The sequence below is a fragment of the Polyangium sp. 15x6 genome, from assembly GCF_029960785.1.
Lineage (GTDB): Bacteria > Myxococcota_A > Polyangia > Polyangiales > Polyangiaceae > Polyangium.
The window spans coordinates 158,519-184,120 of the sequence record NZ_JASBQE010000001.1 but is presented as its reverse complement, the minus strand read 5'-3'; the positions used below and the strand labels follow the sequence as shown (position 1 = coordinate 184,120).

Annotated in this window: 25 protein-coding genes; 11 read left to right on the top strand and 14 right to left on the bottom strand. The window is 67.0% G+C overall.

Annotation, left to right across the window (positions count from 1 at the left end; translation table 11 throughout):
• The first annotated feature begins 164 nt into the window (after positions 1–164).
• Positions 165–806, top strand: coding sequence for an SMI1/KNR4 family protein (locus QHF83_RS00740; protein WP_282415778.1), 642 nt, complete (start codon positions 165–167; stop codon positions 804–806).
• Between the two features lie 102 nt (positions 807–908).
• A complete protein-coding gene (locus QHF83_RS00735; protein WP_282415777.1) occupies positions 909–3,398 on the top strand; it encodes a serine/threonine-protein kinase in 2,490 nt (829 codons plus the stop codon).
• A 15-nt stretch (positions 3,399–3,413) separates the two neighbouring features.
• Here the strand turns inward: QHF83_RS00735 and QHF83_RS00730 are convergent, their stop codons facing one another.
• Together QHF83_RS00730 and QHF83_RS00725 are read right to left on the bottom strand one after the other, a co-directional pair.
• Complete coding sequence (locus tag QHF83_RS00730; RefSeq protein ID WP_282415776.1) at positions 3,414–3,959, bottom strand: HD domain-containing protein; 546 nt, start codon at positions 3,957–3,959, stop codon at positions 3,414–3,416.
• Between the two features lie 19 nt (positions 3,960–3,978).
• Positions 3,979–4,827: an SDR family oxidoreductase gene (locus QHF83_RS00725; protein ID WP_282415775.1), complete on the bottom strand. Its 849-nt coding sequence runs from the start codon at positions 4,825–4,827 to the stop codon at positions 3,979–3,981.
• Positions 4,828–4,935: 108 nt separating this feature from the next.
• Between QHF83_RS00725 and QHF83_RS00720 the strand changes: the two genes are divergently transcribed.
• Positions 4,936–5,448 carry a prolyl-tRNA synthetase associated domain-containing protein gene (locus QHF83_RS00720; RefSeq protein WP_282415774.1) on the top strand — a complete coding sequence of 171 codons (513 nt, stop codon included), beginning with the start codon at positions 4,936–4,938 and terminating at the stop codon, positions 5,446–5,448.
• 29 nt (positions 5,449–5,477) lie between these two features.
• Here QHF83_RS00720 and QHF83_RS00715 read toward each other — a convergent pair whose 3' ends face one another.
• A complete protein-coding gene (locus tag QHF83_RS00715) occupies positions 5,478–5,693 on the bottom strand; it encodes a hypothetical protein (protein ID WP_282415773.1) in 216 nt (71 codons plus the stop codon).
• Between the two features lie 1,723 nt (positions 5,694–7,416).
• Between QHF83_RS00715 and QHF83_RS00710 the strand changes: the two genes are divergently transcribed.
• The 4 genes from QHF83_RS00710 (at position 7,417) to QHF83_RS00695 (ending at position 11,549) form a co-directional block, all read left to right on the top strand.
• Positions 7,417–7,575 (top strand): hypothetical protein, encoded by a 159-nt coding sequence (locus tag QHF83_RS00710; RefSeq protein WP_282415772.1) that lies wholly within the window; start codon positions 7,417–7,419, stop codon positions 7,573–7,575.
• A 1,179-nt stretch (positions 7,576–8,754) separates the two neighbouring features.
• Positions 8,755–9,942 (top strand): sigma-70 family RNA polymerase sigma factor, encoded by a 1,188-nt coding sequence (locus QHF83_RS00705; RefSeq protein WP_282415771.1) that lies wholly within the window; start codon positions 8,755–8,757, stop codon positions 9,940–9,942.
• 239 nt (positions 9,943–10,181) lie between these two features.
• Entirely contained in the window at positions 10,182–10,850 is a 669-nt protein-coding gene (locus QHF83_RS00700; RefSeq protein ID WP_282415770.1) for a hypothetical protein, read from the top strand.
• A gap of 147 nt (positions 10,851–10,997) precedes the next feature.
• Positions 10,998–11,549 carry a GNAT family N-acetyltransferase gene (locus QHF83_RS00695; protein WP_282415769.1) on the top strand — a complete coding sequence of 184 codons (552 nt, stop codon included), beginning with the start codon at positions 10,998–11,000 and terminating at the stop codon, positions 11,547–11,549.
• A gap of 9 nt (positions 11,550–11,558) precedes the next feature.
• Here QHF83_RS00695 and QHF83_RS00690 read toward each other — a convergent pair whose 3' ends face one another.
• On the bottom strand, positions 11,559–12,059 hold the full coding sequence (locus QHF83_RS00690; RefSeq protein ID WP_282415768.1) for a cupin domain-containing protein: 501 nt from the start codon (positions 12,057–12,059) through the stop codon (positions 11,559–11,561).
• Positions 12,060–12,193: 134 nt separating this feature from the next.
• On the opposite strand from QHF83_RS00690, the gene QHF83_RS00685 reads away from it, so the two are divergent.
• Positions 12,194–13,399 carry an adenylate/guanylate cyclase domain-containing protein gene (locus tag QHF83_RS00685; RefSeq protein WP_282415767.1) on the top strand — a complete coding sequence of 402 codons (1,206 nt, stop codon included), beginning with the start codon at positions 12,194–12,196 and terminating at the stop codon, positions 13,397–13,399.
• 35 nt (positions 13,400–13,434) lie between these two features.
• A complete protein-coding gene (locus QHF83_RS00680) occupies positions 13,435–14,262 on the top strand; it encodes a carotenoid biosynthesis protein (RefSeq protein WP_282415766.1) in 828 nt (275 codons plus the stop codon).
• On the opposite strand, the gene QHF83_RS00675 is transcribed toward QHF83_RS00680, so the two are convergent.
• The 6 genes from QHF83_RS00675 to QHF83_RS00650 form a co-directional block, all read right to left on the bottom strand.
• Entirely contained in the window at positions 14,263–15,183 is a 921-nt protein-coding gene (locus QHF83_RS00675) for a UbiA family prenyltransferase (protein ID WP_282415765.1), read from the bottom strand. It lies immediately after the preceding gene.
• A 21-nt stretch (positions 15,184–15,204) separates the two neighbouring features.
• The gene (locus QHF83_RS00670; protein ID WP_282415764.1) at positions 15,205–16,269 is read right to left on the bottom strand and encodes a hypothetical protein; all 1,065 of its coding nucleotides are present in this window, start codon (positions 16,267–16,269) and stop codon (positions 15,205–15,207) included.
• A gap of 115 nt (positions 16,270–16,384) precedes the next feature.
• Positions 16,385–17,257: a hypothetical protein gene (locus tag QHF83_RS00665; protein ID WP_282415763.1), complete on the bottom strand. Its 873-nt coding sequence runs from the start codon at positions 17,255–17,257 to the stop codon at positions 16,385–16,387.
• Entirely contained in the window at positions 17,254–18,585 is a 1,332-nt protein-coding gene (locus QHF83_RS00660) for a DUF1552 domain-containing protein (protein ID WP_282415762.1), read from the bottom strand. Before QHF83_RS00660 ends, QHF83_RS00665 begins: the two co-directional genes overlap by 4 nt.
• 26 nt (positions 18,586–18,611) lie before the next feature.
• A complete protein-coding gene (locus QHF83_RS00655) occupies positions 18,612–20,270 on the bottom strand; it encodes a DUF1592 domain-containing protein (RefSeq protein ID WP_282415761.1) in 1,659 nt (552 codons plus the stop codon).
• Positions 20,271–20,278: 8 nt separating this feature from the next.
• Entirely contained in the window at positions 20,279–21,436 is a 1,158-nt protein-coding gene (locus QHF83_RS00650) for a hypothetical protein (RefSeq protein ID WP_282415760.1), read from the bottom strand.
• Positions 21,437–21,555: 119 nt separating this feature from the next.
• On the opposite strand from QHF83_RS00650, the gene QHF83_RS00645 reads away from it, so the two are divergent.
• Positions 21,556–22,173, top strand: coding sequence for a nucleotidyltransferase domain-containing protein (locus QHF83_RS00645; protein WP_282415759.1), 618 nt, complete (start codon positions 21,556–21,558; stop codon positions 22,171–22,173).
• Between the two features lie 5 nt (positions 22,174–22,178).
• Here QHF83_RS00645 and QHF83_RS00640 read toward each other — a convergent pair whose 3' ends face one another.
• Positions 22,179–22,838, bottom strand: coding sequence for an RNA ligase family protein (locus tag QHF83_RS00640; protein WP_282415758.1), 660 nt, complete (start codon positions 22,836–22,838; stop codon positions 22,179–22,181).
• Between the two features lie 79 nt (positions 22,839–22,917).
• On the opposite strand from QHF83_RS00640, the gene QHF83_RS00635 reads away from it, so the two are divergent.
• The gene (locus QHF83_RS00635; protein ID WP_282415757.1) at positions 22,918–24,039 is read left to right on the top strand and encodes an AAA family ATPase; all 1,122 of its coding nucleotides are present in this window, start codon (positions 22,918–22,920) and stop codon (positions 24,037–24,039) included.
• A 13-nt stretch (positions 24,040–24,052) separates the two neighbouring features.
• Here QHF83_RS00635 and QHF83_RS00630 read toward each other — a convergent pair whose 3' ends face one another.
• The 3 genes from QHF83_RS00630 to QHF83_RS00620 all read right to left on the bottom strand — a co-directional run bounded on the left by QHF83_RS00630 (position 24,053) and on the right by QHF83_RS00620 (position 25,571).
• Positions 24,053–24,208: a hypothetical protein gene (locus QHF83_RS00630; RefSeq protein ID WP_282415756.1), complete on the bottom strand. Its 156-nt coding sequence runs from the start codon at positions 24,206–24,208 to the stop codon at positions 24,053–24,055.
• 95 nt (positions 24,209–24,303) lie between these two features.
• A complete protein-coding gene (locus tag QHF83_RS00625; protein ID WP_282415755.1) occupies positions 24,304–25,122 on the bottom strand; it encodes a hypothetical protein in 819 nt (272 codons plus the stop codon).
• Positions 25,119–25,571: a hypothetical protein gene (locus QHF83_RS00620; RefSeq protein WP_282415754.1), complete on the bottom strand. Its 453-nt coding sequence runs from the start codon at positions 25,569–25,571 to the stop codon at positions 25,119–25,121. Before QHF83_RS00620 ends, QHF83_RS00625 begins: the two co-directional genes overlap by 4 nt.
• Positions 25,572–25,602: the final 31 nt, after the last annotated feature.

Here is a 25,602-nt window from a genome sequence, read left to right as displayed (position 1 = left end):
GGGGCTCTGCCCGCGCATGCTCGCCGGATAGGATCGTGAGCCCGAGCGTGGTAGCGCACGGCAGCCACACGCGCAAGGTCCATCGCGCGGCGCTTGACAGCGCGGCGCGCAGCGACGTTTGATCCGCCCCCATGGCCGCCTCATTTCGTGAACGACTGGAAGCCATGGTCGAAGCGCTGCGCGCGCATCCGGACGTCGAGGTCCTCGACTTCCGTCTCGGCTCCCCGGCCGCAGGCGCCGCACTCTCGCGCGCGGAGCGAGCCGCCGGCATGAAGCTGCCGGACTCCATTCTGGAGTTTTACGCGGCGCACGACGGCGTTTTTCTGGAATGGGGCCTCCGCGGTGGCACGTATACCCGGACCGATCCGTACGATTCCCCCGATTACGGCGCGCCTCCGGGGTGCATCAACCTGGTCCCCATCAACGTCGCATTCGCGCCCGACTGGCAGATGAATTTCCACGTGAACGAGCTCTCGTACAGACAAGAAGAGCTCTTCTTCGGCCGCGAGCTCGATCCCGAGCGCCCGCTGAAAGCCATCACGATCGACAACTTCAGCAAGTTCAACCATGCCGACATGATCATCGGCCCCGACCCCGTGGTCCTCGTGTCCACCGATCACGGCGCCGATCTCGACAGCTCCGATTTCATGTCCTTCGAGACGTACCTCGACGTCACGCTCGCCGTGTTCGGTTCGAACCGCTTCGCCGCCGTTCGCGCGGAGAATAGACCCGCGCGCCTCGCGACTCCTCGCGAGCGCCCGACGCTCGACGCAATCGTGGCCCAGGTGCGCGAGGATGAAGAATAGGTCGCGGCGGATGCGGCGGTGTGATGCTCGAAGGCCGCGCACCTTGACACCTACCGTGGCTCGCGTTGTCCTCACGACAGCTCGCTGAGGAGGAGCGCGCCCATGCTTCGCTTCTGGCAACGCCGCAAAGACGACCCGCGCGCGGGCCCTCCGTCCCTGGAGGGTGCCGACGACGGTGTGGCGCGCGCGGCGGAGCTCGAAAAAGCGACGTTCAAGCCGGGGATGCAGATCGCCGGCAAGTTCACGCTGCAGCGCCTCATCGCCGCGGGCTCGATGGGCACCGTCTTCGAGGCCTGGGACATGTTCGTGGAGCGGCGGGTCGCCATCAAGCTGATGCACCCGAACTACGACCGCGACCCCAGCATGATCGCCCGCTTCCGCCGCGAAGCGCAGACGACCGCCGCGATCCAGCACCCGAACGTCGTCACCGTGCACGAGGTCGGGCAGCGCCGCGACGGCACGTTCTACATGGTGCAGGAGCTGCTCGAAGGCGAGAGCCTGCGCGAATACCTGACGCCGCGCGGAAGGCTCACCGAGCACGAGGCGATGACGATCATGGTCCCGATCATGGGCGCGCTCGTCGCCGCGCACCGCCGGGGCATCGTGCACCGCGACATCAAGCCGGAGAACATCGTCCTCACGGACTCCGCGTCCGGCGAGATCGTCCCGAAGCTCATCGATTTCGGCCTCGCCCGCGTCAACACGCTCGACCCGAACCGCAAGCTCACGCTGAGCGGCGTGGTCATGGGCACGCCCGAGTACATGGCGCCCGAGCAGGCGAAAGGTGATCCCGGGATCGACGCGCGCGCCGATATCTGGTCCGTCGGCGCGGTCCTCTTCGAGCTGCTCGCGGGCCGGCGCCCCTTCGACGGCCCCACGCATCAGGCCGTGTTGATCAAGATCGTCACGGAGGCGCCGCCGCTCCTGTCGATGCTCGTCCACGACATCCCCTCGGCCTTCCTCGACGTCGTCCAGGGCGCGCTCGTGCAGCAGCGCGAGGGGCGTTATCCGTCGATGCAGGCATTTCGCGACAAACTCGTCTTCGCATACGAGAACATCTCGCACCGCGTGGTCCTCGCGCCGACGCGAGGCCCGAAGGACGAAGGCGAGGTCGCGCCCGAGCCGCAGGGCGAGGCGGAGACGCACGAGGCTGGCGGCGCGGAGGTGCTCGAGCTCGATCCGGCGGATCTCGTGCTCGACGAGGACACGGTGAGCGAGCTCGACGAGGCGATCGCGAGCCTCGCGACCACGAGGATCGCCACGGTCCCACGCTCGGAGATCGAGTGGCGCGACGCGGTCGCGCTGTTCCCCGGTTCACCCCTGACCACCGACGAGACGGCCGCGTTCGACGCCCTCAGCGTGAACGCGCTGCGCGACGCGGAGACGCACGCAGCGCGCGCGATCGAGGCGTCGGGCACGCCGGAGACGATCGCGCGCATGCGGCTCGTGCAGGCGATCGCGCATCGCTGGCTCGGGCACATGGCCGAAGCGCGACGCGCGGCGGAGGAGGCGATCACGCGCTTGCCGAGGGGGAGCACGGCCTATCACGCCGCGCTCGGGCACCTCGTCATCGCGTCGGGCAGCATGGGCGACGTCGCGCGGATCGAGGCGTTCGTCGACGAGCTCGCAGCGCTCGCGCGCGAGGGTGTGACCACGGAAGCGCACATCGTGACGGCGGCGCGCCTGGTCATCGCGCTCGTACGCGCGGGCCTGCCGGATCGAGCGCACGAGGTCTTCGCGGGCGCGCAGCGGCTCGCGCAGCGGCACAGCGTGGTGAGCCCGTTCGTGCTCGCGTGGCTCGACGTGGCACGCGTCGAGATCGCGCTGCACGAGGGGGATCTCATCGGTTACGTGCGGCGGGTCGAGTCGGCCGTGGAGAATTTCACGTCGGCGGGCGACATGCGGAACGCTTGCCTGCAGCGCTGCAACATCGGCAACGCGTACCTGCAGCTCGGCGCGTATGCCCTCGCGGTCGCGGCGTTCCGCGAGGCGCAGGCGATCGCCGAGCCGATGCAGCTCGACTTCGTCTCCTCGCTCCTCGCGAACCTCGGCTACGCGCTCGCGCACATGGAGAACCTGACGGAGGCGATCACCGTGGAGACAGCGGCGCTCGAGCTCCTCGTGCGTCAGGGCAACCGGCGCGGCGAGGGATTCGTGCGGGTGTACCTCTCGATCATCCTGCGGCTCGCGGGGCGCACGGACGAGGCGCTCACGATGGCGCGGCAGGCGATGGAGGTCTCCGAGGGCGTGCCCGCGGCCCGGGCCTGCGCGCTCGCGCTCATCGCGGGGATCGCGATCGCGCGGAACAACGTGCGGGAGGCGTACATGAAGGCGTCGGAGGCGATGCAGACCTTGAGCCGCCTCGAAGGGATCGAGGAGGGCGAGAGCCTGATCCAGTGGACGTACGCGCTCGCGCTCCGGGTGAACGGCGCCGAGGAGGAGGCGCTCTGCCGCATCACGGAGGCGCGGCGAAGGCTGCTCAAGCGGGCGGATCGGATCAGCGATCCGCGCTGGCGGCAGAGCTTCCTCGAGCAGGTGCCCGACAACGCGCGGGTGATGGAGTTCGCGGCGATCTGGCTCGGCGAGCGGTGAGGTGCGCTGCGAAGATCAGGGCGCGCCTGCGATGTAGTCGCCGTACGCCTCGATCTTCGCTTCCAGCCTCGAAGCGAGCGGCGCGCTCGCCGGGCCCAGCGCCGAGAGGATCCGCCGTGCTTCCTCGCGATACGCGATCCGCTTTTCGCGCGACCAGTACGGGGGCGGCTCGGCGAGGTTCGTGATGCGGTCGGCGAGCTTCACCATCCACACCTCGCGCGGCTCGCGCTGGATGCGAGCGAGCGAGTCGGCCATCCGGTCTTCCTTCGGCAGGCGCGCGTCCTTGCTCAGCGCGCGCACCCCGCGCGCCACGGCGACGCCGAAGAGCCGCGTGATCTCGTCCTCGGACGCGCTCGTATCTTCCAGCGTGTCGTGCAGTAGCGCGCACGTGACGGCGAGCTCCACGTCGAACGAGTCCTTCGTCGCGACCGCGAGGATCTCCGCGGCGACGGTCGCGACGTGGGTGATGTACGGATGCGATTTGCCGGGCACGCGTTGCGCGCCGTGGGCCTCGGCTGCGAAGTCGAGCGCGCGCGCGTACGTGTCGGGAGAGAACGTCATGCGGGATCGTACCCCGCGTTCAGGCCGAGAGCTTCTCCGAGAGCTCCCACAGGCCCTTCGCCAGCTCGTCGTTCCGCGCGTGGCTCGTCGTACGCGTGAGCGCGCGATCGTAGAAGTACTCCCCGTTGTACGACGCGGCTTCGTCGCTCGTCGCGAGCCAGATGATCGTCTCTGCGCCCTTCTCCGGCGTACGCGCGAAGAGCGCGGCGGCCGCCTTGACGAAGACCGCCGCGATCGGGCCGGTGTTCAGCGCGAACCCCGTGCGTACGTAGCCGGGGTGCATGCAGTTCGCCGTCGCGCTCGACCCCGCGAGGCGCCGGGCGAGCTCGCGCGTGAAGAGGATGTTGGCGAGCTTCGAGTCGCCGTAGGCGCCAAAACCGGCCTTGCCGCCCCGCTTGGCGACCGTCGCGAGATCCATCTTACTCATCTTGTGGGCGTCGCTCGACGTGCTGACCACGCGGGCCTTCGGCGTCTTCTTGATCAGATCGAGCAAGCTCGTCGTCAGGACGAAGTAGGCCATGTGGTTCAGCGCGAACGTCATCTCGATGCCGTCGGCGCTGAGCTTGTAGTCGGTGAAGATGGCGCCGGCGTTGTTCACGAGCACGTCGAGCCGGTCGTACTTCGCGCGGAAGGCGTCGGCCACGGCGCGGGTCTCGGCGATCTTCGAGAGGTCGCCGAGCAGGAGCTCGATCTTGTCGCTGCCGCTCGCCTCCTTCAGCTCCTTCACCACGCGCTCGCTCTTCTCGCGGCTCCGACCGACGAGCACGAGCGTCGCGCCTCGCTGCGCGAAGTCTCGGGCGGCGGCCTTGCCGATGCCTTCGGTCGCTCCCGTCACCAGAAAGACTTTGCCTTCGAGATCCTTCGCCATCGCGTCGCTCCTTGATCGAAGCCGCATCTGTAGCGCACACACGTGCTGCCGGGGAGATGCCGGCGCGAAACGTTGATCGACGGCGCCGCGCGCGGTAACGAGTCGCGCATGACGACCTCCCCCCGGGATGCGCTCTTCGAGCGGCTCGTGGCCCTCGGCATCGAGACCGAGACCGTCACGCATCCGCCCGTCTTCACCGTGGAGGAGGCGAAGGCGCATCGCGTGCGGCACGACGGCACCCACGTGAAAAACCTCTTCTTGCGCAACAAGAAGGGGGCGATGTGGCTCGTCGTGCTCGACGAGGATCGCGCGGTGGACCTCAAGGACCTCGGCCGCCGCATCGGCGCGGGCCACGTCTCGTTTTGCTCGCACGAGCGCCTGCGGCAGCACCTCGGCGTCGAGCCTGGGTCGGTCACGCCGCTCGCTGCGTTGATGGACAAGGAGGGCGTCGTGCAGGTCGTCCTCGACGCGAAGGTCCTCGCGCGGGATCCGGTGCACTGCCATCCGCTGACGAACGACCACACGACGGCGATCCGGGGAGCGGACCTCGTCCGGTTTCTCCGGGCGACGGGTCACGAGCCGGTCGTCCTCGACCTCGACGCGGCCGCGCCCTCTCTATAAGGAGGCGGCCTGCGGCTCGGAGGGCTTTTTCACGCTTCGCCCCAGGTGAATGCGAGGTGAAAGAGCTCGCGGCTGCGTTCCATGTCGTACTGGCGTGCGCGGAGCAGGACTTGGTCCCTGCCGGTCCCGAGCATGTAGCCGACGGTGATCGTGCCGAAGAGGCGCGACACGACGAGCTCGAGCCCGGGCAGGATGGTCCAATGCAGGCAAAGCGGCTCACCGGAAGCTTCAATCCAGACGCTCATCACACATTCACCTACCCTGGTGGGTAGGTTTCCTCCTGTCCCGTTACATGTGTTGAGAGGGCGTTTTGTCCGAAAAGATCGTACGGGTCGGTGATTTTTCCGGGGGGGGAGGTTCGGCGAGGGGTCCCTGGACGAACGGGTTGGGGATGTAAAACCTCCCGTGGAGGAAGTGTATTGATAAGGCGGATCGTCCACCAGAAACGACACGATCGTGTCGATTTTTGGGGGTGACCTGAGAAAGGTTGGTCCGCGGACGGTTCATGTGTCCAGGTGTGGGTCCGGTCGCGGAAAAACCATGTCGGCTCCGTCGGGATCGTGCTCAGAAACTTGCACGAGGTCGGTGTTTGTCTCTTTCCCCATCGACAAACCTCGTGGTACCTATCCCGGGACGCACCAATGGAAGGTGCAAGTATTTATTTGCCTTGAACGGTGATTGTTCCAACCGCGGGATCCGGTGATGCGTCTTTGGTCGTTCCTGCTTCTGGCTATCGCTCTCCCATTCGTCGCGCTGGCATGTGCTGATATCGGGTGGAGCGAGGACGCCAACTATGAAGCTGTGTGTATATGCGGCGTAGGCACGCCGGAAAAATTCGCCGACTGCCTCGCTGAAGGCTGGCCTCCCGATCCAGAGACCTGCCCTGACGACATCGACGCTGACACAGATGGGGCTACCGACGCCGATACCGTCGGATGCTTGGGGCCGTGTGCACCGGAACCCCTATTGTACCTCGTTTCCATTTAATTCTGGGGGTTCGTCATGCGTTTGTGGCCATATCTCACCCTGCCTGTCATCCTGCCTTTCGTCGCGCTGGCTTGCGGTGATGTAGGCTGGAGTGAAGATGCCAATTTCAAACCAGTGTGTGTCTGCGGCGTAGGCACACCGGAAGAGTTTGCCGAGTGTATAGCTCGAGGTTTTCCTCCGGATCCTGAAACCTGCCCCGCGGACGCTGGTACGCTCGGCTGTCCTGGTGTGTGCGTCCCGGAAAAGCCCGCAGGTTGGGAAGGTCCCGTCCTCGTAGCCACCGGCCCGGCGATCGGTTTGCCCGCTTGTCCGAAAGGTACGGAAGAGGTTGTCTGGGCCTTGGCCGAGCCGCAACTCGGGCCTCGTGACTGCCCCACCTGTACGTGCGGCGAACCGCTGGGGAGCTGCGAGCTTCCAGCGTCCTGGAATACACACGCATCCGCGTGCCAAACGCCTCCTGCGCCAGCGAGTGCATCCTTCGATGCCCCGGCGAACTGGGATGGTACGTGCACGACAGCCAGCGCCATCTCCGAGGGCAAGCTCTGCGGTGGTGTGCCCTGTGTCCGTTCCCTTTCCGTGGCTCCGCCCGTCTTCGTGGAAGGTGATTGCACAGCCGTGGCCGAAGTAGAGGAACCGACGGACGCCCCCATCATCTACGGCGGGAGCATCAACGAGTGGCCGACGATGGACTCTGTCGCAGCGCTCGCATGTGCGAACGATGGGAAAACCCAGTGCAAGCACGCGCCCTGTTCGCCGGAGCCGCCGTTCCCCTTCGACGTCTGCATATACGTTGCAGAGAACGTTGATTGTCCGCAAGACTGGACCAAACGCTCCGTGTTCTTCGAGGAGGGCACCGACAAACGCGACTGCAGCCCTTGCACTTGCTCTCCACCCACGGGAGGCTCTTGCACCGTGCAGATTCACGTGTATACGGACAACGGCTGCACGAATGAGCAACTGTCTCCGTATATCTCCTCGGACATGCCTGCCCCCTGCTACGATCTGATGGAAGGCATTTCTCTCGGCAGCAAGAGAGCAGAGGTCATCGATGAGTTGCCTGGCACCTGCATGCCCCAGGGTGGTGAGCCCACGGGGACGGTCGAGATGGAGAAACCCATCACGTTCTGCTGCCTCACGTAAAGCCGCCTTGCTCGATCCCACCCCTAGCTGGTAGGGTCGGGCACCATGGCTCTCCGCGGGGGGACGGTACTGGCAGCCACGATCTGCCTCCTTGCAGCGCCTGCCGCCGCGCAGGAGAACTACCGCCTCGACTACGTACGTGAGCCCGGCACGGAGGTTTGCCCGAGTGAGGCCGCCTTCCGTGCTGCTGTCTCCCGGGAGGTTGGACGCGATCCGTTCCGGCCTGACGCGCCGAATCTCCTCACGGTCCTCTTCCGCCGTTCCGAAAAGACCATTCGAGTCCAGATCGTCGCGAAAGGCCCTGGCTTAGAACAGAGTGCGCCTGAGCACGAAAAGCTCGCATGGGAATGTGCTGGGCTGTTGCATCACGCGGCTTTCAGCGCAGGGATGCTCATTGATCCGCTTGAGCCGCTGGAGCCTGAGCATCCCATCGCTGCCCCAACGCTCCCGCCACTCCCTCCACCGAAATCTCATCCTCCACCGCTGAGCTCGTCGTCACCGCCTACCCCGAAACCGACCATACAAGTAGTACGTTCGCCCATGTCACCCCTCCCCACGCGCCTCCTATTTTCGGTTGCAGGAGGTGCTGCGGCTGGCAGTACGCCGGGACTATCGCCCTCGCTGACCGGAGGCGTTGGACTGCGACAAGCCGAGCTATCGATAGGTTTAGAAGCGCGATTGGACTCGCGGGGTGTGCGATCGGAAGAGTCGTACAGGATCCGCGGATCACAGCTTTCTGGAATGCTCGTACCCTGTCACCACATGCGCCTCCGGCCCTGGCTCCAATTGGACAGGTGCGCGCTCATCTCAATTGGATGGCTAGATCGCAGCATTGATTACGATAGCAGTGTGACGAAAGTTCCGGTGGAGAAGCCCACTCTCACCTGGGGCGTCGGCTTCCGCGGCGGGTTGTCGTTCCCACTTGGACAGTCTTTGACTCTCCAGCCCAGACTCGATGTTCTCCTCGTACCCGCACCACCCCAGGTACAGATCTACGGCCGCGAAACCTGGACCTACCCCTACGCCTCGGCCGCCCTCCAGGTTGGTCTCGTCTACGCCTTCGACGTGACCCACCCCACCGCCAAACCCCCTCCCCCGCCACAATCTCAAAAATTTTCTCCTGGCGTCGGTACATCCGGGGGGTCTGACGACATATAGCAAGCGGAGGCGCAGCCCATCATGCTTGCCGCGGTCGACACCACACCCACACGGGAGGAGTTCCGGACGTTCTACCAGGAGAACTTCCCCACCGTGTGGCGTACGTTGCGTCGCCTACGCGTCCGTGAGGCCGACGTGGCGGACATCGCGCATGACGTCCTCGTCTTCGCGTACAACCACTTCGACGAGATCCCCGCCTATCCGCACGGGTGGCTCGCGCGCGTCTGCTACGAGATGGTCCGGAACTACCGGCGCAAGGCCGCGCGGCGCCTCGAGCGGCTTGCCCCGCAGGTGATCGAGGCCGCGGTCGACGAGCACGCCTCCGATGAAACGATGACGGAGGTCGTCCTCGAAGCGCTCGAGCGGATGCCCGTGGACCAGCGCATGCTCCTCTTGCGGTATCACGTTCGCGAAGAGCCGCTCCACGCGCTCGCGAAGAGCCTCGGCATCGCGCGTTCGACCGTGCAGCTCCGCCTCACCACCGCCGAGACGGCCTTCGAAGGGTGGGTCAAGACGCTCCTCGGGGTGGATCCCGAGAAGAGCTCGCGCGCCAGCCTGTTTGCCTCGTTCTCTCTGGCCGGGCTCCTGCCGCACGTATGGGAGTCGACCGAGGTCCTCGCCAAGGCCCAGCTCGACGGCTGGGAACGCTTGTCGCGGGCGATCGATGCTGCGAAGCTCGCCGCGGGCGCGCCGAGGCGCGACGCACCTTCGTCGGTCGAAGCGGGGATCGGAGCGCTTGGTCTCCCCTTCAAGGTCACGATCGCGTTTGCCGTGGCATTGCCGTCCGCCCTCGTGGGCATGCTCCTCGGGCATCTCGGCGCGGGTATCGCTTCGGCGCACACCGCCGCGGCGCCGTCGCTCCACGCGGCGACGACGCCGCTCGCCGTGGCCGCCGATGCTCTCGTGAAGAATACGCCGCAGGGCGACTCCGGGGCGCCGCGGGCTACACCGCCATCGCAGGAACCGGTCCCTGCTCGCCCCGTGGATCACGAAGTGCCGCTCCTCTCGAGGGCGCGGCGCTTTCTCAAAGAAAACGACCCGAAAGCGTGCCTCGGTGTGCTCCAGGAGCACGCGCGCCTTTTTCCCAAGAGCACGCATCTGGACGAGTGCGCAGAGCTCAAAAGGATAGCTGAAAAAAATCTCGCTCGAATGGTTGCGCAAGAAGCCGCAATGAAACAGGCTTCAGCCGAGGACAAACCCAGCCCCTGACACGAAGGATCGTCGTTCGCAGCCGGCCGCGTTGCCTCTCATTCTGGGCGAGCATGGTGGCGCGGCCGCCTGGGGACGACGATCCACGATTTCGACAAACGATCACCGCTCGCAGGCGGCCCGCCGTGGCAGAGACGGAACGGAGGACCCCTGCTCGCGCGCACGAAACCAAGGCCAATCCGAGAAGCATGTCTCGACGGGTCGCCTACGAGCGGTGATCAAAAAACGGGAGGGATTCCATGTCCACGACTTTGCCGGAATCGGAAGACGACGATGTCCCGATCGGGATCCACGAACGGCCGACCTGGCCCGAGGACATGCGGCCGACCATCGTCGATCCTTCGTGCGCACCTCAGAATGGATGGCGGTCTCGCCTTCGTGATCTCCTCGATCGCCTCCGCGCCCGATTCCGTCGCACCCCCACCCCGCCGCCTCTCCCGCCCGTGCGCGAGCGCATGAGCAGCTCACCCACGCTCGTGTCCTCCGGCGTGTTTGTATTCGAGGAAATTCTTTCGGAATTGTGGCGGCTCTCTCCTGAGCAACTCGACGCGGTCGTGCGCCTCGCCGAGCACGTACGCGTAGCCCGCGACGCGGGCGCGGAGGCCGCAGTGGACGCTCGAATCCTGTACGTGCTCGCCCGTCTCATGCCCACGCCGGGCGAGATCGTGTCGCTCGCCCGGCTCCGGGACAAACTCCTCGGGCTCCCGCGTTCATCCGTGGATCAGGGTCTCCTCCGCCTGGAGGCGAGCGGGAGAATCGTGCTTCTGTCCGCGCCGGTGGGCGCGGGCCTCTCGGGAGCCGGTGGATCACCGGGCGCCGGGATCGAGCATCCAACCCGAGGAAATCTCGAACGTTGTGCCCTCGTGCCCGACCGTCACCAGGGCCGGGGCATCCGTCACGCCGCGTGACGTTTGCGTGAAACCCGGGCGTCTGCGTGCACGGATGCTTGACATCCGAAGGTCGCGGGCGCTTGCTCGGGCCGCACGCCCATGTCCTTCACGCCTCTCACGCCCTCGCACGTCCCGCTTCGTGGAGGCCGCCGCGCCCTCCTCCGAATGGCCACCTATCCCGCCGATTCCGCCGGCCTGCTCGACCTCGAGCGCGCGATCGTGAAAGCCCGGCAAGGAATCGTCAAATACCCCGACGAGCTGCCCGACGACCCGATCGCCTACGGCGATCTGCAAATTCGCGCGGGCATGGCGGCGACGGACGGCTCGGCCTTTTGTATGGTCGCCGAAGAGGAAGGACGCGGAATCGTGGCAGAGGCGTCGATCCTTCGCCTCTCGCTCCGCATGGTTCGCCACGTCGCCGTCCTCGGCATCGGCGTGCATCCCGACGCCCAAGGAATCGGCCTCGGCCGCGCGCTGCTCGAAGCGCTCCTCGGCTGGGTGCGCGACCACCGCGACGCGGACGGAGGCCGCATCCGCCGCGTCGAGCTCCACGTCCGCGCGGACAACCCGCGCGCCGTCGCCCTTTATCGATCTCTCGGCTTCCAGGAGGAAGGCTCCCGCCGCGGGCTCATTCGTCGCGACGACGGCAACTTCGTCGACGATATCGGCATGGGCCTCCTCCTCCCCGATCCGGACGAACCCTCGGCCTCGTCCTGACCTGCTCGCCTACTCGTTCCCCTCCCAGTAATCGCGACTCTCGCCGTCACGCCCGACATACCGGAACATGCGCGGTTTTCCGTCCGCGCCCGGCTCGAGCTCGGCGACGATGCCGAAGTTGCCCGCGTCGGGGTACTCCACGAGCTCGGGCGTCGTCCGCGTGCTCACGGACAGCACTTTGAGCTCGTTGGTCTCGGACGTATTGATGAACTGGTGCGCCGACTCCGGCCCGGAGGGCGGACACGCGATGATGTCGCCGCGCCGGATCGGGTGTCGCTCCGTGCCGAGACGCATCTCGCCCTCGCCTTCGAGCACGAAAAACATCTCCTCGTTCACGCGGTGGGCGTGGAACGGAAACGCGCGCTTGCCGGGCGGGATGATCGTCACGTTGTACCCGAGCTTCTGCGCGCCGATCTGCTGTCCGACGAGGCTCACGCGACACGCGAAGCGCTCGCCGTGGCCCATCGGGAAGTACTGCAGGTCGTCGAGGTTCAAGATGGGGCGGGGCATGGGCGACTCCTCTCGTTATGGTTTGCCTCGCGGGTCTGTCACCGGGCCTCGCACCGGTCAAGGCCGAAGCACGCGAGGGATCCGGGCGAATAACGCTTGACGCACGGGATCCGATTTGCATTGGTGGGGCCGACATGGGAACCGTGGCCCACGCCTCGAACCGGAGCGAGCTCGCCGCCGCGATGAAGGAGGCGTTGAACCGCGAGGCGCGCCGGAACGAGATGCGCGTCGCGGTCGTCCGCATGTCGGCCTACTCGCTCGTGCTCATGCTCGACGTCGCGCTTTGGGCCCGAGGCCTCAGGCCCGCGACGAACATCCGCGGCGGCGCGCTCTGGGTGCTGCTCTCGGGCGTGCTCCTCCTCGCGACCCTGCGGCTCCCGTACGGCCGCGTATACTGGTTCATCGTACCCGTCGTCGACTTCTTCCTCATCGACGGCATCCTCGACACGCGTATCGCGGCCCAGGGCGTCACGACCGCGATGGCCGCGGTCACCGCGCTCGCCTGCGGCCTCTTCGCCGCGACGGGCGGCATCCGCTTCGATCGCCGCGCGGCCGCGTGGACCACGTTTCTCGCCGTCGTGCTGCTCGTCCGCCTCCTCGGCGATCATGCCTCGCGCGTGCACCTGCTTTACTCGGGCGTGGCGATCGTCGCGATCGGAATGCTCAACGTCTGGCTCGCCGATCAGGTGCGTCGCGCGATGGAGGCCACGCGCGGGCAATTGCTCCTCGATCGGCTCTTGCCGACCGTCGGGCGCGCGGCGCTGAAGGATCCGCTCTCGCTGCTCGACGCGCCGCGATCCGTGGAGGCGACGTTGCTCGTCACGGACCTGCGGGGCTTCACGTCGCTCTCGGAGCGCATGGAGCCGAGCGACGTCTTCGAGATGCTGAACCAGCTCCAGGGCGCGCTCTCCGAGGCCGTGCACGCGTGCGGCGGCATCGTCGACAAGTTCATGGGCGACGGCATGCTCGCGGTGTTCGGCGCGACCGAGCCCGGCCACGACCATGCGCGCCGCGCGATCGAGGCCGTGCGCCGCATTCGCGCCGCGCTCGATGAGCAGAACCGCGTCCGCTCGGCGGGCCTCAGGATCGGCATCGGCGTGCACTCGGGGACCGTGGTGGCCGGCTGCCTCGGCGGCGGGAGCCGGCTCGAGTTCACGGTCATCGGCGACGCGGTGAACACGACCTCGCGGCTCGAAGCGATGACCAAGGAGAAGGGCGTCGACGTGCTCGTCAGCGAGGAGACCGTGCAACGCGTGCCCGAGGTGACGTTCGAGGACCTCGGCGTCGTGCCGGTGCGCGGACGGCAGCAGGGGATCCGGATCTTCACGCTGACGTCGTGACGTCGCCGCTCGTGGTGGCGTGCTAGCGTCGGCGCGTGCCTTTGCTCGTGTTCGAGATGGCCTGCGTCGTCGTCGTCCTGCTCGCGCTCGCGGCCATGGCGCGGAGGCGGCCGCCCGCGGATCTCTTGACCGATTATGCGGCGCTCGCCGTCGCGGGCTGGATCGGCGAGGAGACGTGCGTCGCGTTTTACGAATATTACCATTACGCGATGGGGTGGCACGTCCGGCTCGATCGGGTGCCGATCCTCGTGCCGCTCATCTGGCCGCTCGTGATCCTCTCGGCCCGGGAGGTCGCGGCTTGTGTTTGGCCGCGGATCGAGCGGCTCCGCCCGCTCGTGGTGTTCGCGATCGTCGCGTTCGACGCGTCGCTCGTGGAGGTGATCGCGGTGCGCGCGGGGCTCTGGTCGTGGGCCGAGGCGGGGCACCTCGGCGTGCCGATCATCGGCATTGTCGGCTGGGGATATTTTGCGATTGGCGCGGACCTCGCCTTGTCGGGCCGGCTCTCGTCCGGGGACGGGCGCATCCGGCGCGCGCTCGCCACGATCGTCGCGGCTCCGCTCGTGGCGCATGCGCTCATCCAGATCACGTGGTGGGGGTTTTTCCGGTGGGCGCAGCGGGAAGCGCTCGGCGTGGCGTCGATCTGGGGACTCTCGGTGATCGGCGCGTTCGTGCTCGCGTCCGTCGTCCTCGCGCGCCGTCGGGGCGGCGCGATTCCGCTCTCCGTCGCCTTGCCGCGCATGGTCGCGGCAGGCCTCTTTTTCGTACTGCTCCTCTCGACCGCGCCCGCGGAGCTCTCGCTCTGGCACCATACCGCGATCGTTGCGATCCCCTATTTCGCCGCGAGCGAGCTCACGCCACGCTGATCAAAGAAAAACGTTCGCAGGCATTCCCGCGCGTTCCCAGAGCGCCGTACCGACGAGATAAAAAACGAGCTGGGCCGTGCCGAGGTGCGTGAGCACGATGCAATCATGCGAGGTGAGGCCTCGGCGGTAGCGGGGCCGATAAAACGCAAGCTGCGTCGCGGGTGCTGCCAGCATCAAGCCCTCGCGGACGCCGATCGAGCCGGATACGATTCCCGTGACGAGAATGGCAGCCGCCCCGACGAGCAGACCATCGATGATCTGCCGCGCGCGGTGAGACCCGTGCACCACGGGATACGTGGGGATTCCTTCTTGCCGATCCCCTTCGAGGTCACGCAGATCGTAGAGGATCTCGTACGTCAGCTCGAACGGAACGAAGAACAGCGCAAGGCAAACGACTCCACTCCAGGGCATCACGCGCGCGCCGGGGCTCGTGACGAGCGGGTACACGAAACACGTGAGGACGAACAGGACCGAGGAGCCGAAGTTTTTGAAGAAATAGATCTCCTTCAGCCGGGAGAAGCCACGCGGCGTGGGGACGATGTTGTAATTGTAGGCGAGGCCGATGATCTGAACCGCGATCCGGAACGGCGTGAGGCCCGGCCAAACCAGGTGCGTCGTGACGAACGACCCGACCATGAGGAGGACGGAGCCCACGGTGAGCAATCGCTTGCGGCGCGCGACGCGCTCGGTGCCGCGGATTCCGTTCTTGAGGTCCTCGTCGATGTCGGTGATTCGGTTCATCAGGTTGATGAGGAACCAGTCGAGTCCGACGACGAGGGCGACGAGCGGCAGGTAGCGGCCCGTCATGAGCCATCCGAAGACGATGCACGCGGCCATGGCCACGAGCACGATGTGATATCGGGCGATCGCCAGCGCGTCGGCGAGCGCGGAGGAGGCAGGCGCGAGGGCAGCTTCGGACATCGCCGCCCCTTCTAGCATTTCTCAGGGCAGCGCGAGGATCCCGATCGGCCGTGCGAGCCTCGCATCCGCGTTCACGAGCACCGCGCCCGACTGCCCCGACGCGGGCAAAGGCTGCCCATCCACGTCGAAGCGCAGCACCGTCCCCGGGTTGCCCTTCGCTTCGTTCACGTCGAAGCCCACGGCGAAAATGCGCCCGCCGTCGCCGAAGCTCAGCGCGCCGAGGTAATTGGTGCTCGGCGTGCTGCCCGTGTAGTTCGTGGAGATCGTGCCGAGTAGCATCCCCGTCGCGAAATCGTAGCGCCGGATGTCGTTCGCGTAGTCGCTGACGTAGAGCTCGCAGAGCCCCGCATTGCAGTCGGGCCCGTACGCGAGGCCGAGCAGGCTGATGTAGCCGTGCCCGGCAGGCGAAAGATCGGGCTGATCGGCGAAGACCTTCATTTCGCCGCTCGTGACGTCGATCTGCAAGACCTGGCTCGGCAGCCCCGGGAACGTGGGCATTCCGTTCTCGGCGACGGAGCCCTGGGTCGTGACGTAGAGCTTTTCGTCGGGCCCGAAGAGCAGCCCATTCGGCCCGTTCAGGCCGCCGGGCATGCCATTGCCCTCCTTGAAGACGTCGACGAAATCGCCGGTTTTCCCGTCGTAACGAAGGATCTGGTCCGTGAGGAAGCTCGACACGTAAAGCCTTCCGTCCGGCCCGAAGGCAATCCCATAAGGACGGTGCAGGCCGCCGCCCTTCGCGAACTCGCCGTAAAATGCGCCCGTCGAGGAGTCGAACCGCAGGACCGCGGAATTCTCGGGCGTATCGCCGCTCGCGATGTAGAGGTCGCCCTCGGGGCCGAGCGTCATGGCGTCCGGGTGGAAGAGGCCGCCCGTGCCTTTCGGGATGAAAGCATCGACGAACGCGCCCGTGTCCTGCTCGAATCGGAGGACGTCGTCGCCGCGGCTGTTCGCCACGAGAAACAAGGGCTTGCGCGGCACCTCGCCGCCGGTCGTGCTCGGGCCGCCTTCGTCGCCCCCGCAGCCCGCGAGGGCCGAGAACACGAGGACAAAGGCGATCTTACCAAGGGTTCGCAGGGGAAGTCGCATCGCGTGAGCATATCGGCAGCGGCGCCGAGGCTCAATGGCGATGGTGGACGAACACGCGGGCGCCGTGCGGCGGCACGCGCGCGGAGGTCACGTTCGCCCGCGCGCGCGCGGTACGTCAGCGGCGGAGGAACGCCGGCACACCCTCGACATCGAGCGTCGCCGAGAGCTGCTCGCATTTGCCGGTGTTCTCGTTGTATGCGAGGTCCGTGTTCGCATCGAGCAGGAGCTTGATCTGCGGGAGCAGATCCTCGAGCCCGTCGCCGTCCTTCACGCCGTCGATGATCTCCTCCGGCAAGACGCCGCCGCCGAGGACGCCCTTGAGCCTGAGATCCTCGTCGATCGAGAAACGGAAACGCGCGTTTTGCACGTTCAACGTGAACGCGACGTCGAAAATGGCGAGCGGGATCGCGAGGGCGAACGGGCCGGTTTCGAGCACGCCGTTCTCGATGCGCGCATTCGTGACGTAGCTGCGGCTCGCCGCCGGGTCGGGCACGAACGTTTGATACGCCTCGATGATACCGTCCGTGCCGAGGGTCGGCCGCTTCTTCACGCCGACCTGCACGCCGAGGTTCACGCAGGCGTCGTTCTTGAAATCGTCGACGTTCTCCATTTCCATCAAGATGACGAGCTGCCCGTCGTTGATGGACCCTTGCAGGAGCCCGTCGATCGCGTCGCCGACGAATTTCTCCACTTCCGGGACGAGCGGCGCGAGCTGGTTGTCCACACCGCTCCGCCCGTCGGAATCGGTGAAATCGACCTTTCCGCAGGAAAGCGCGTCCGTCGCGTCGCTCGTCCGGCCGTCGAGATCGAAGCCGGGCGCCACGGTCGGCGAGACCAGGCGCGAGAACGCGAGCTTCGTGGTAATGGCGCCGTACGTCTCGCCGGTCGTGCAAGCCGCGGCGCCGAGCCCATCCTCCTCGCCGCAGCCGACGAGGAAGAGGCCGAGGGAGAGGGCGGGCAGGAGCCCGGAAATGGCTTTCGTCTTCATACCTCGATCGCCGTCAAGCTGGTGGTCGCGCGCGCGTCGCCCTCGCCGAAGCTGTCGAGCGTCATGCCCATCGCCCGCGCGAGCGAGAGGAGCACCTTGCTCGCGTTCTCGGCCGACGGGGACCGATAATGGAGCCCTGTCTTGAGCGCCCCGTTGCAGGTCCCCGCGACGAGGATCGGGTACTCTTCGAGCAGGTGCGACTTGCCGTACGAGCAATCGCTCGTCCCGAGGATCGCGCAATGATCGAGAAGGGTGCTGTCGCCCTCGGGGACGGCGGCGAGCGCCTTCACGAGATAAGCGAATTCCGACATGATGTAGAGCAAGATGCTCTGCACCTGCGGCTGGTCGCCGGGCTCGTCGTGGGTGAGCTGGTGATGGCCGGCGGTCGCCCCGGGATACAGCGGATTGCCGACGGGGCTCGAGAACCACTGGCTGAACACGCGCGTCTGGTCGCAGGCGAGCGCCATGACGAGGATATCCACCATCGCCCGAGAAATCTCGGACATCGGCGGCCTGCCGTCCACGTCGGGATACTCGTCGAGGGGCTTCCCGGGCACCATGCACGCCGCGAGGCTCGGCGGGTTCTGCTGGAGTTTTTCGATCTGCTTTTCGAGCGCACGAATGCCATCGAGGTGTTTTTCCAGGCGCTCCTTGTCGGTTTGTCCGAGGACCTGCTGCAGCGAGCCGGCCTCCTCCATGATCCCGTCGAGGATGCTCTGCCGCAGGGGCAATCGCGGATCCGGCATCGGCGTGCTGCCCGGCATGACGAACCCGTCCACGAAGACGCGCTGGAAGAGCGCCGCGGGCGAGTTCTCCGGCGGGTTCACGCTATGCGGCGCCGAGTAGGAGAGGCTCCGTCCGCCGGGCTGGACCGCGAATTCGAGGGAGCGGAAGCGCGTGTCCTGTCCGACGGCCTCGGCGATCACCTGATCGATGCTCGGCTGGGTGAACGTCTGGAGCTCCGTGCCATTGTTGAGCGGCGCGGCGCCCGAGAGAATGCCCGCCGAACCCGAGAAATGCGGCACGGTGTTCCCGGTGTACACCTTCATGCCGGTGATGACCGCGATCTTGTCCTTCACCTCGGCGAGCGGCGCGAGCGTGGGAGACGGCTCCCAGGTCGGCCCCGTCCCCTTGGGCACCCAGAAATCGGGCAGGGTGCCATTGCCCCAGAAAAAGATTCCGAATCGCTTCGGCAGGGCGTCGCCCTGGGCATAGGCCGTCCCGTTCGCATTGAGAAAAATCTCGAGCGCCGGCAGCCCGATGGCGACCGCCGCGCCCCCGAGCATGCCCCGGAGCATCGTCCTTCGGCTGAGCTTGGTCCGCTTCATGGCATGATCCCCTTCGTCACCGGTGGTCAAGGCTCGTGCGCGAGCCGGAAACCCGGGCTCGTCGCGATGAACGAGAGAAGCGACTTCACGCGATGGCCCGCCGCGCGGAAATCGTAGGTGAGGGTGTTGATCGTGGCGGTCTCCTCCTTCGCGGGCTCGAACGCCGTCGCGTACGAATAAAGCTTCCGCACGAAGCAAGGCGCGACCTTGTCGTTGTCGTGAATGCGCAAGGCGAGCTCGCGCGCGTTCGCGAACGCCGCGCCGTCGAGGTTGCCGGACGGGTCGATGACCGCGTCGGTCTCCTTCGAGCGGAACCGGCCGATCCCGTCGAAGTTCTCGAGACCGAGGCCAATGGGATCCATGAGCATGTGGCAAGCCCGGCAGGCGGGATCGGTGTTGTGCTGCGCGATGCGCTCGCGCAACGTCCGCGCCTCCGTCGAGGGATCCGGCAAGCCCGTGTTCACGTTGACGGGCGGCGGCGGAATGCCGTCGCAGAGCAGATCCTCGCGGACGAACTTGCCGCGGAGCGTGGCCGACGTGGACCGCGGATGCGAATGCAACGCGAGGACGCTGATGTGCCCGAGCAGGCCGATCCGCGGCGCATCCTCGGGGAACTCCACCATGCCGAAGCCCTCGTCCGTCGGCGCGGGCACGGCGTACATGGAGGCGAGCTTCGGGTTCACGAACGTCGTCCGCGTGAGGAAGACGTCGCGGTAATCGGCGTCGAGGTCGAAGACGAGGTGCTCGAAGACCCGCAGTGTCTCCTCGCGCGCGGCGGGGCCGACCTCGGGGCTGTAATAGGTGAAGACCGTGGGGTCCTTCGAAAGCGCGTCGAGCTCGCCGAGGTGCAGCCAATCCGTGACGAACGCCCGCAGGCCTTCCCTCGCCCGCGGCGATTCGATCATACGCACGACCTGCTCCGAGAGGCCCTCGTCCTCCGTGAGCTTTCCGGCCTCGGCCGCCGCGAGCAGCTCCTCGTCCGGAATGCTGTTCCACAGGAAAAACGAGAGCTTCGAGGCCATTTCGAGGCTCGTGTAGCGGCGCTTGCCCGGGTTCTTCGGGTCCGGCTCGCCGACCTGGGGACGATAGAGGAAATTCGGCGACTGGAGCATCGCCGCGAGGGCAAACTCGATCCCCTTGTCGAAGCTGCCGAGCGTGGTCGCCGCCTGCACGAGGAGGCCGCCCAGCCGGTCGACCTCCGCGGCCGCGAGCGGGCGACGGTAGACGCGGCGCCCGAGGGAGGAAGCGAATTTCTTCGCGCAATCGAGGTCGTTCGCCCCCGCGGGCGCACACGGCAGGACCGAGGCTTTCCGTGCCGGGTCCGCCACGACCTGCTCCGCGATCGCGAACGCGGCTTTCTCGTATTTCTCGACGCCGCGCGAGGAGATGGTGCTGACCGAGGATCCGAGCGTGACGAAGCCATCGAGCGGGGCGTCGGGCTCGATCGAGGTCGGCACGTTGATGTCCTCGCCGAAGAGGTCGCGGATGGCATTGCCATACTGCGCGACCGTGAGGCGCTGCGCCCCGGTCTGCGCGGCGAGCTCCGGCATGGGCGGCCGCGGCCCGAGCCCGCCGCTCGGCGGGGGCGCCTCCTCGCTACATGCGACGAGCGAAGCCACGAGCGCCGCGGGGAGGAGCGCCCGGGAGAGAAAGGTGGTTTGGAGAGGTTCGTCCCGGAATGACATCGCACACCTCATTTGTGCTGAAACTTGACCTTCGGCGAGAGGACCTCGGTGCCGTCGAGGAGCTTCTGGACCTTGTCGCTCGTATCGCCGAGGATGTGCCGGCGCGCGAACGCGAAGGCATACGTGTTGACGAGCCTCCAGCCCTCGTACGATTCGAACTCCTGGCATCCGCCGAGCGCGAAGAGCTGGTGGCATCCGCCCTCGAAATCGAGCCAGGTGAAATCGATCGAGGTCACACGCGCAAACACGTTCTCGGCGCCGACGGGATCGAGCGACCCGCTCATCTGCATGTAGGGCTTCTTCACGGGATCGTATCCGTCGAACCCGAACCAGCCCGGCTCTTCGTCCCCGACGCCGCTCGCCATCGGAATGCCCGCCTTGACGCGCGCATCCCCGAGCCCCTCGCCGAAGACGGCGATCTGCTCGGGCGTGCAAGGCTCGGAGAACTTCGTGCCGTCGTCGCACATGGCCTGAATCGCGGCGAGGTCGTACGCGGCGCCGCCGCTGGCCCACGCCGTGCGACCGCCGAAGCTATGTCCGGAGAGCAGCACCTCGTCCGTGCGGCATTTGCCAGCGAGCGGATCCTCCGCGGGCAGCGCCTCCAAGGCATCGAGCGACGCGGTGAGGTCCATCGAGCGCAAAAAGCTGATGGCGAGCGGCACGGTGTCCTCGTGCTCCGGCAGCGTGTTGCCCTTGTGATCGGGCGCGACCGCGACCCAGCCGTGCGAGGCGAACCAGTGCATCATGTCCGAGCTCGTCCCACCGAACCCCGAATACCCGTGCGAATGCAGGTGCACGGGGTATCCCGCGGCCTCCATCGGCGGCGCGACGCTCGCGTCCTCGAACACGTCGTCGTCGGGAAATACGTTCAGGTACACCGGCGGCGTACCTTCCTCGTCGAGCGTGGGATACCAGAGATTGATGCGGATCTCCCGCGGCCCCTCCACGCCCTTCGGCTGGTACGTGTGCAGAAAGGAGCGATAACCGACCCGGAACGGGCCGATTGCATCCACGGGGTAGTCGAGCAGCCCCCCCTCCGGCATCTTCGGCCCCGTGTCGGGGTTCGAAGGAGGGGCCTCCGACGAGCATCCCGACAAGAGCGATACCGCTCCGATTCCGAGCGCGAAGAGGCGCCGGGCCTGGCGGAAGGCAGAGAAGGATACCACGGCACCCATTGGATCACGAAACCGCCGAGGATGCTACGCTTTTGTTCGCGCCGAGCCTCCTTCGTAATGCCGGCACGTGGGAACTTTCCACCACGGCCCTTCCGTTGTAAGATGCGATCGTGTCCGGCGACGTTCTCGACCGCCTGCTCGCCGTTCTTCGGGTCCCGCGCGCGGAGATCCGCGCGGCGTACCGCGTCGGCTCACGCGTGTACGGCACGGCCGGACCGGGCTCCGACGAGGACTTCCTCGTCGTGCTCGGAAAGCCTGGGCAAAGGCAGGACCTCGCCTTCGCCCCGGGCCTCAACATCGTCATTCACGGGGTCGCGACGTTCGAGGGCGCGCTCGAAGACCAGAGCGTCTTCGCGCTCGAATGCCAATTCGCGCCGTCGGCGCACGTGCACGTCGCCCCGCGCCCGCCGTTCCGGTACACGCTCGACCGGAAAAAACTCGCGTCCTCTGCGATCGGTCGATCCACGGCGGACTGGCAGAAAGCAAAGAAGCGCTTCGTCGACGAGCCCAGTCCGTCCCGGAAGAAAGCGTTTCACGCGCTGCGCGTGCCGGTCTTCGCCTTGCAGGTCGCGAAAACCGGCAAGATCACCGATTACGCGGCCGCGAACCACTTCCTCGCGGAGCTCCGCGAGGGGCCCGACGACGATTTCGCTTGGTACGAGGAGACGTTCGGCAAGGCGCGGGAGGCGCTCTGCGCCGAGCTCACGAAGCTCGGCGGGAAGCGGTAGTCGCCCTACTCGGACCGGGCGAGGCGCTGCGGGACGATCGCCTGGTGGAGCCAGTGCTCGTCCGTCTGCACGTGGCCCTTGCGCACCCACTTCGCCACGCATCGGCCAAACGCGCCATCGGGAAACTGCGAAACCACGCGCACGACGACGCCCTCGCGCGGGCCGCCGAACGTCGAGGGCTCGCGCGAGAGCCGATCGGTGAGCGCGCGGAGCTCATCCACCGACGAGACCACGCCGCGGAAAAGCACGGGCGCCGTGGGCAGGCCGAGGTCGCTCGCCTGCGCCGTCACCATGTCCCAGTCCCACCAGATGCCGGCCGCGTCGTCGCGCACTCCGAAGACGAGCGAGTAATCGGGGAGTTTTTCGTACGTGATCGAATGCACGGCATAACAGTACTCGCAGAAGACCGAGATCCCCTCGGAGAGCATGTGGCCGATGCGGGCGTGCGTGGCCTTCGCGAGGTCGAAGCTCGGGTGCGCGGGCGGGCCCGCGTGCGAGCGCGAAAAGACGTTCTTCCGCGTGTACGTCAGGTTCGAGCCGTCGCATTTCTCGGTCGCGACGATCTCGGCGCCGATGAGCGCGGACACGTCCGACATACGCTTGTCGTCGGACGTCCCGCCCGGCGACCACGGGAGGTGGAATGTCCTCGGGTACTTTGCAGACACGGCGAAGAGCAGGCTAGCACAGGCGTCCTCGCCCGTGCTATGGTGGCGCCCCTCCTTTCTTCACGTCGCGAGCCCCGCCATGTCGCTCTCCCTCCTCACCGAGCCGCCCCGGCCGCCCGCTTTCCGTGTGCCCTGGGACGAGCTGCAGACCTTCGAATGGGTCCGCGCGCTCGAACCGTGCCCGCAAGACCCCATTCACCACGCCGAGGGCAACGTCTGGATTCACACGCGCATGGTGCTCGAGACGCTCGTGGCCATGCCCGCGTGGCGCGCGCTCTCTTCGGATGATCAGGCGGCCGTCTGGCTCGCGTGCCTCTTGCACGACGTGGCCAAGCCGTTCACCACGAAAGAAGAGCCGGACGGGCGCATCACGGCGAAGGGCCATTCACGCGCAGGCGAGATGCTCGCGCGCAGGCTGCTCTGGGAGCTCGACGCGCCGTTTTCGCTCCGCGAGATGGTCTCGGGGCTCATCCGCCACCACCAGATTCCCTTCTATCTGATCGAGCGAGACGACGCGCAGAAGCTCGCCGCGGAGATCTCGCTCGTCTGCCGCGCCGATCTGCTCGCGCTCGTCGCCGAGGCGGACATCCGCGGCCGCGTCTGCCAGGACATGCAGCGCATCGTCGACAACATCGAGCTCTTCCGCGCCTTCTGCGCCGAGGAGGGTTGTTATGACAAACCGCGCGCCTTCCCGTCCGATCACACGCGCGTCGTCTACTTCCGCTCCGAGGGGCGCTCGCCCGACGTGCCGATCCACGACGACACGCGCAGCGAGATGATCATGATGTGCGGCCTGCCAGGCGCGGGGAAGGACACCGCCATTCGCGAGCGATTCGCGGATCTGCCGGTGGTGTCGCTCGACGAGCTCCGCCACGAGCTCGAGGTCGAGCCAGACGAGAACCAGGGCGCCGTCGTGCAGGCGGGCAAGGAGCGCGTGCGCGAGCACCTCCGGCGCGGCGAGCGGTTCGTCTACAATGCAACGAACCTCAACCGGCAGCGGCGCGGCCCCCTGCTCTCGCTCGCCGCCGATTACGGCGCGCGGGTGCGAATCGTCTACGTCGAGGCGCCGCGGAGCACGCTGCTCGCGGGCAACCGCGCTCGCGCCGCGCGCGTGCCCGAGGCCGTCATTCGCCGCATGAGCGAGCGATGGGAGGTCCCGAGCCTGCTCGAAGCGCACGCGCTCGACATCGTGCTCCGCTGAGCCGGCTTCGGCGTCAGCCGTACCGGAGGAGCTGCAGCTTCAGGGTGGTGACCGCGACGCCCGCGATCACCACGGCGCCGATGAGCACATCGACGCCGAGACCCCAGAAGCCGAGCGCCGCGCCCCGCGGCTTCGACCGCTCCGAACGTTTCGAGGAACCAACCGCCAAGTGATGATTTACGCGCACGACTCCCTCCCCGGGATCGACTCATCTCACGACACGCGCGTCCCTGGCTATCCGGAGTTTTCCTGATTTGCGCGTCGTCACTCCTTCTCGCACTGGAGGAGCGCGAGCATCGGCATGTCCACTTCGGACGGCTCCGTCTCGGCCGCAAAGTCGTACGTGCCATTCTTGGCATATCCGTCCCCGCAGCACCCGCCCGCGAGCGCGATGCCGTGCGAGGGCGTCTCGAGTGTCGACGAAACCGCATGACCGTGGGAGCGGAGCGCGGGGCTCGTGAACGGATCGCCGCCGAAAGACCGGTCCGCGGGCGCGTGTTGTGGCAATCCCACGAGGAGCCTGCCCGTCGTGCCTTCGGCCGGCTTCCAGCCCGCGGGGCATTCCGGAAGGTCGAAGAACATGAGCAACCGCGACGGCAGGGGCGTGACGCGTGGGGCGGGCGCTTCGTTTTTCCTGCAAACGAGGAGCTGTACGTACGGGATATCGTCGGACGCGGGCTCCGACGTCGTGGCGAACGAGACGGCCCCGGCTTGCCCCACGCCGGCATTTCCGCCGCCGGGCGCGCCGACGTACGAGACGTCCGGGATCTCGACGGTCGCCGAAATCGCGTGCGAATGCGCCCGTTCTTCCTGGCTCGCGAGCGGCTCGCCGACGGTCGCTCCGCTCGGAAACTCTTCACTCGCGGCGACGATCGTGCGACCGGCGGCGGGCTCGTAGGGCTTCCAGCCCTCGGGGCAAGCGAGCTTCTTGAAAAAGGAGACGGCGCCTTCCGGGAGCGCGTCACCGCGGAGCGGCTGCGGGCCCGGGCCGGTGGCGATGGGCACGCTGGGGCTGCCATCGCCGCTCGAACAACCCACGAAAGAGACGAGCAGCAGGGAGATGAGCGTGGCGCGTGTTTTCATGGCTTCACGCACCCCGCAATCTGCATGAACGGCAGCCCCGAGGAGACCTTCGTGGTGGTGCCCGCGAGCGGATACGTCCCCGCGGCGGCGCCATTCTGATTCCCACCGTTCGCCGCGGCGATGTTCTTCGCGACCAGCGTGACCTCGCCCGAATAGGCGTGCTCGTGCATTCGCTCCTCCCGATCGGTGAGCGGCGTGCCGACCTCGAGGCCCACGTCCTCCGGATGAATCGCGCCGACGACGACGCGCCCCTCGACGTCGTACACGGTCACCCATCCCGGCGGACATGCGCCCCCCGCGACGAACGCGACCATGCCCGAGGGCGCGCCGTCGTCGGGCGGCGTCTCCCCGGACGCCCGCCGCGCATGCCCGAAACCAAACCCCACGACCAGCGCGGCGATCGCCGTCGCCGCGGCCCATCTTCGTCGAAACGACCTTCGTTGATGCATGCCGGGACCGTTGCAAGGCGCCCGGCGCGCG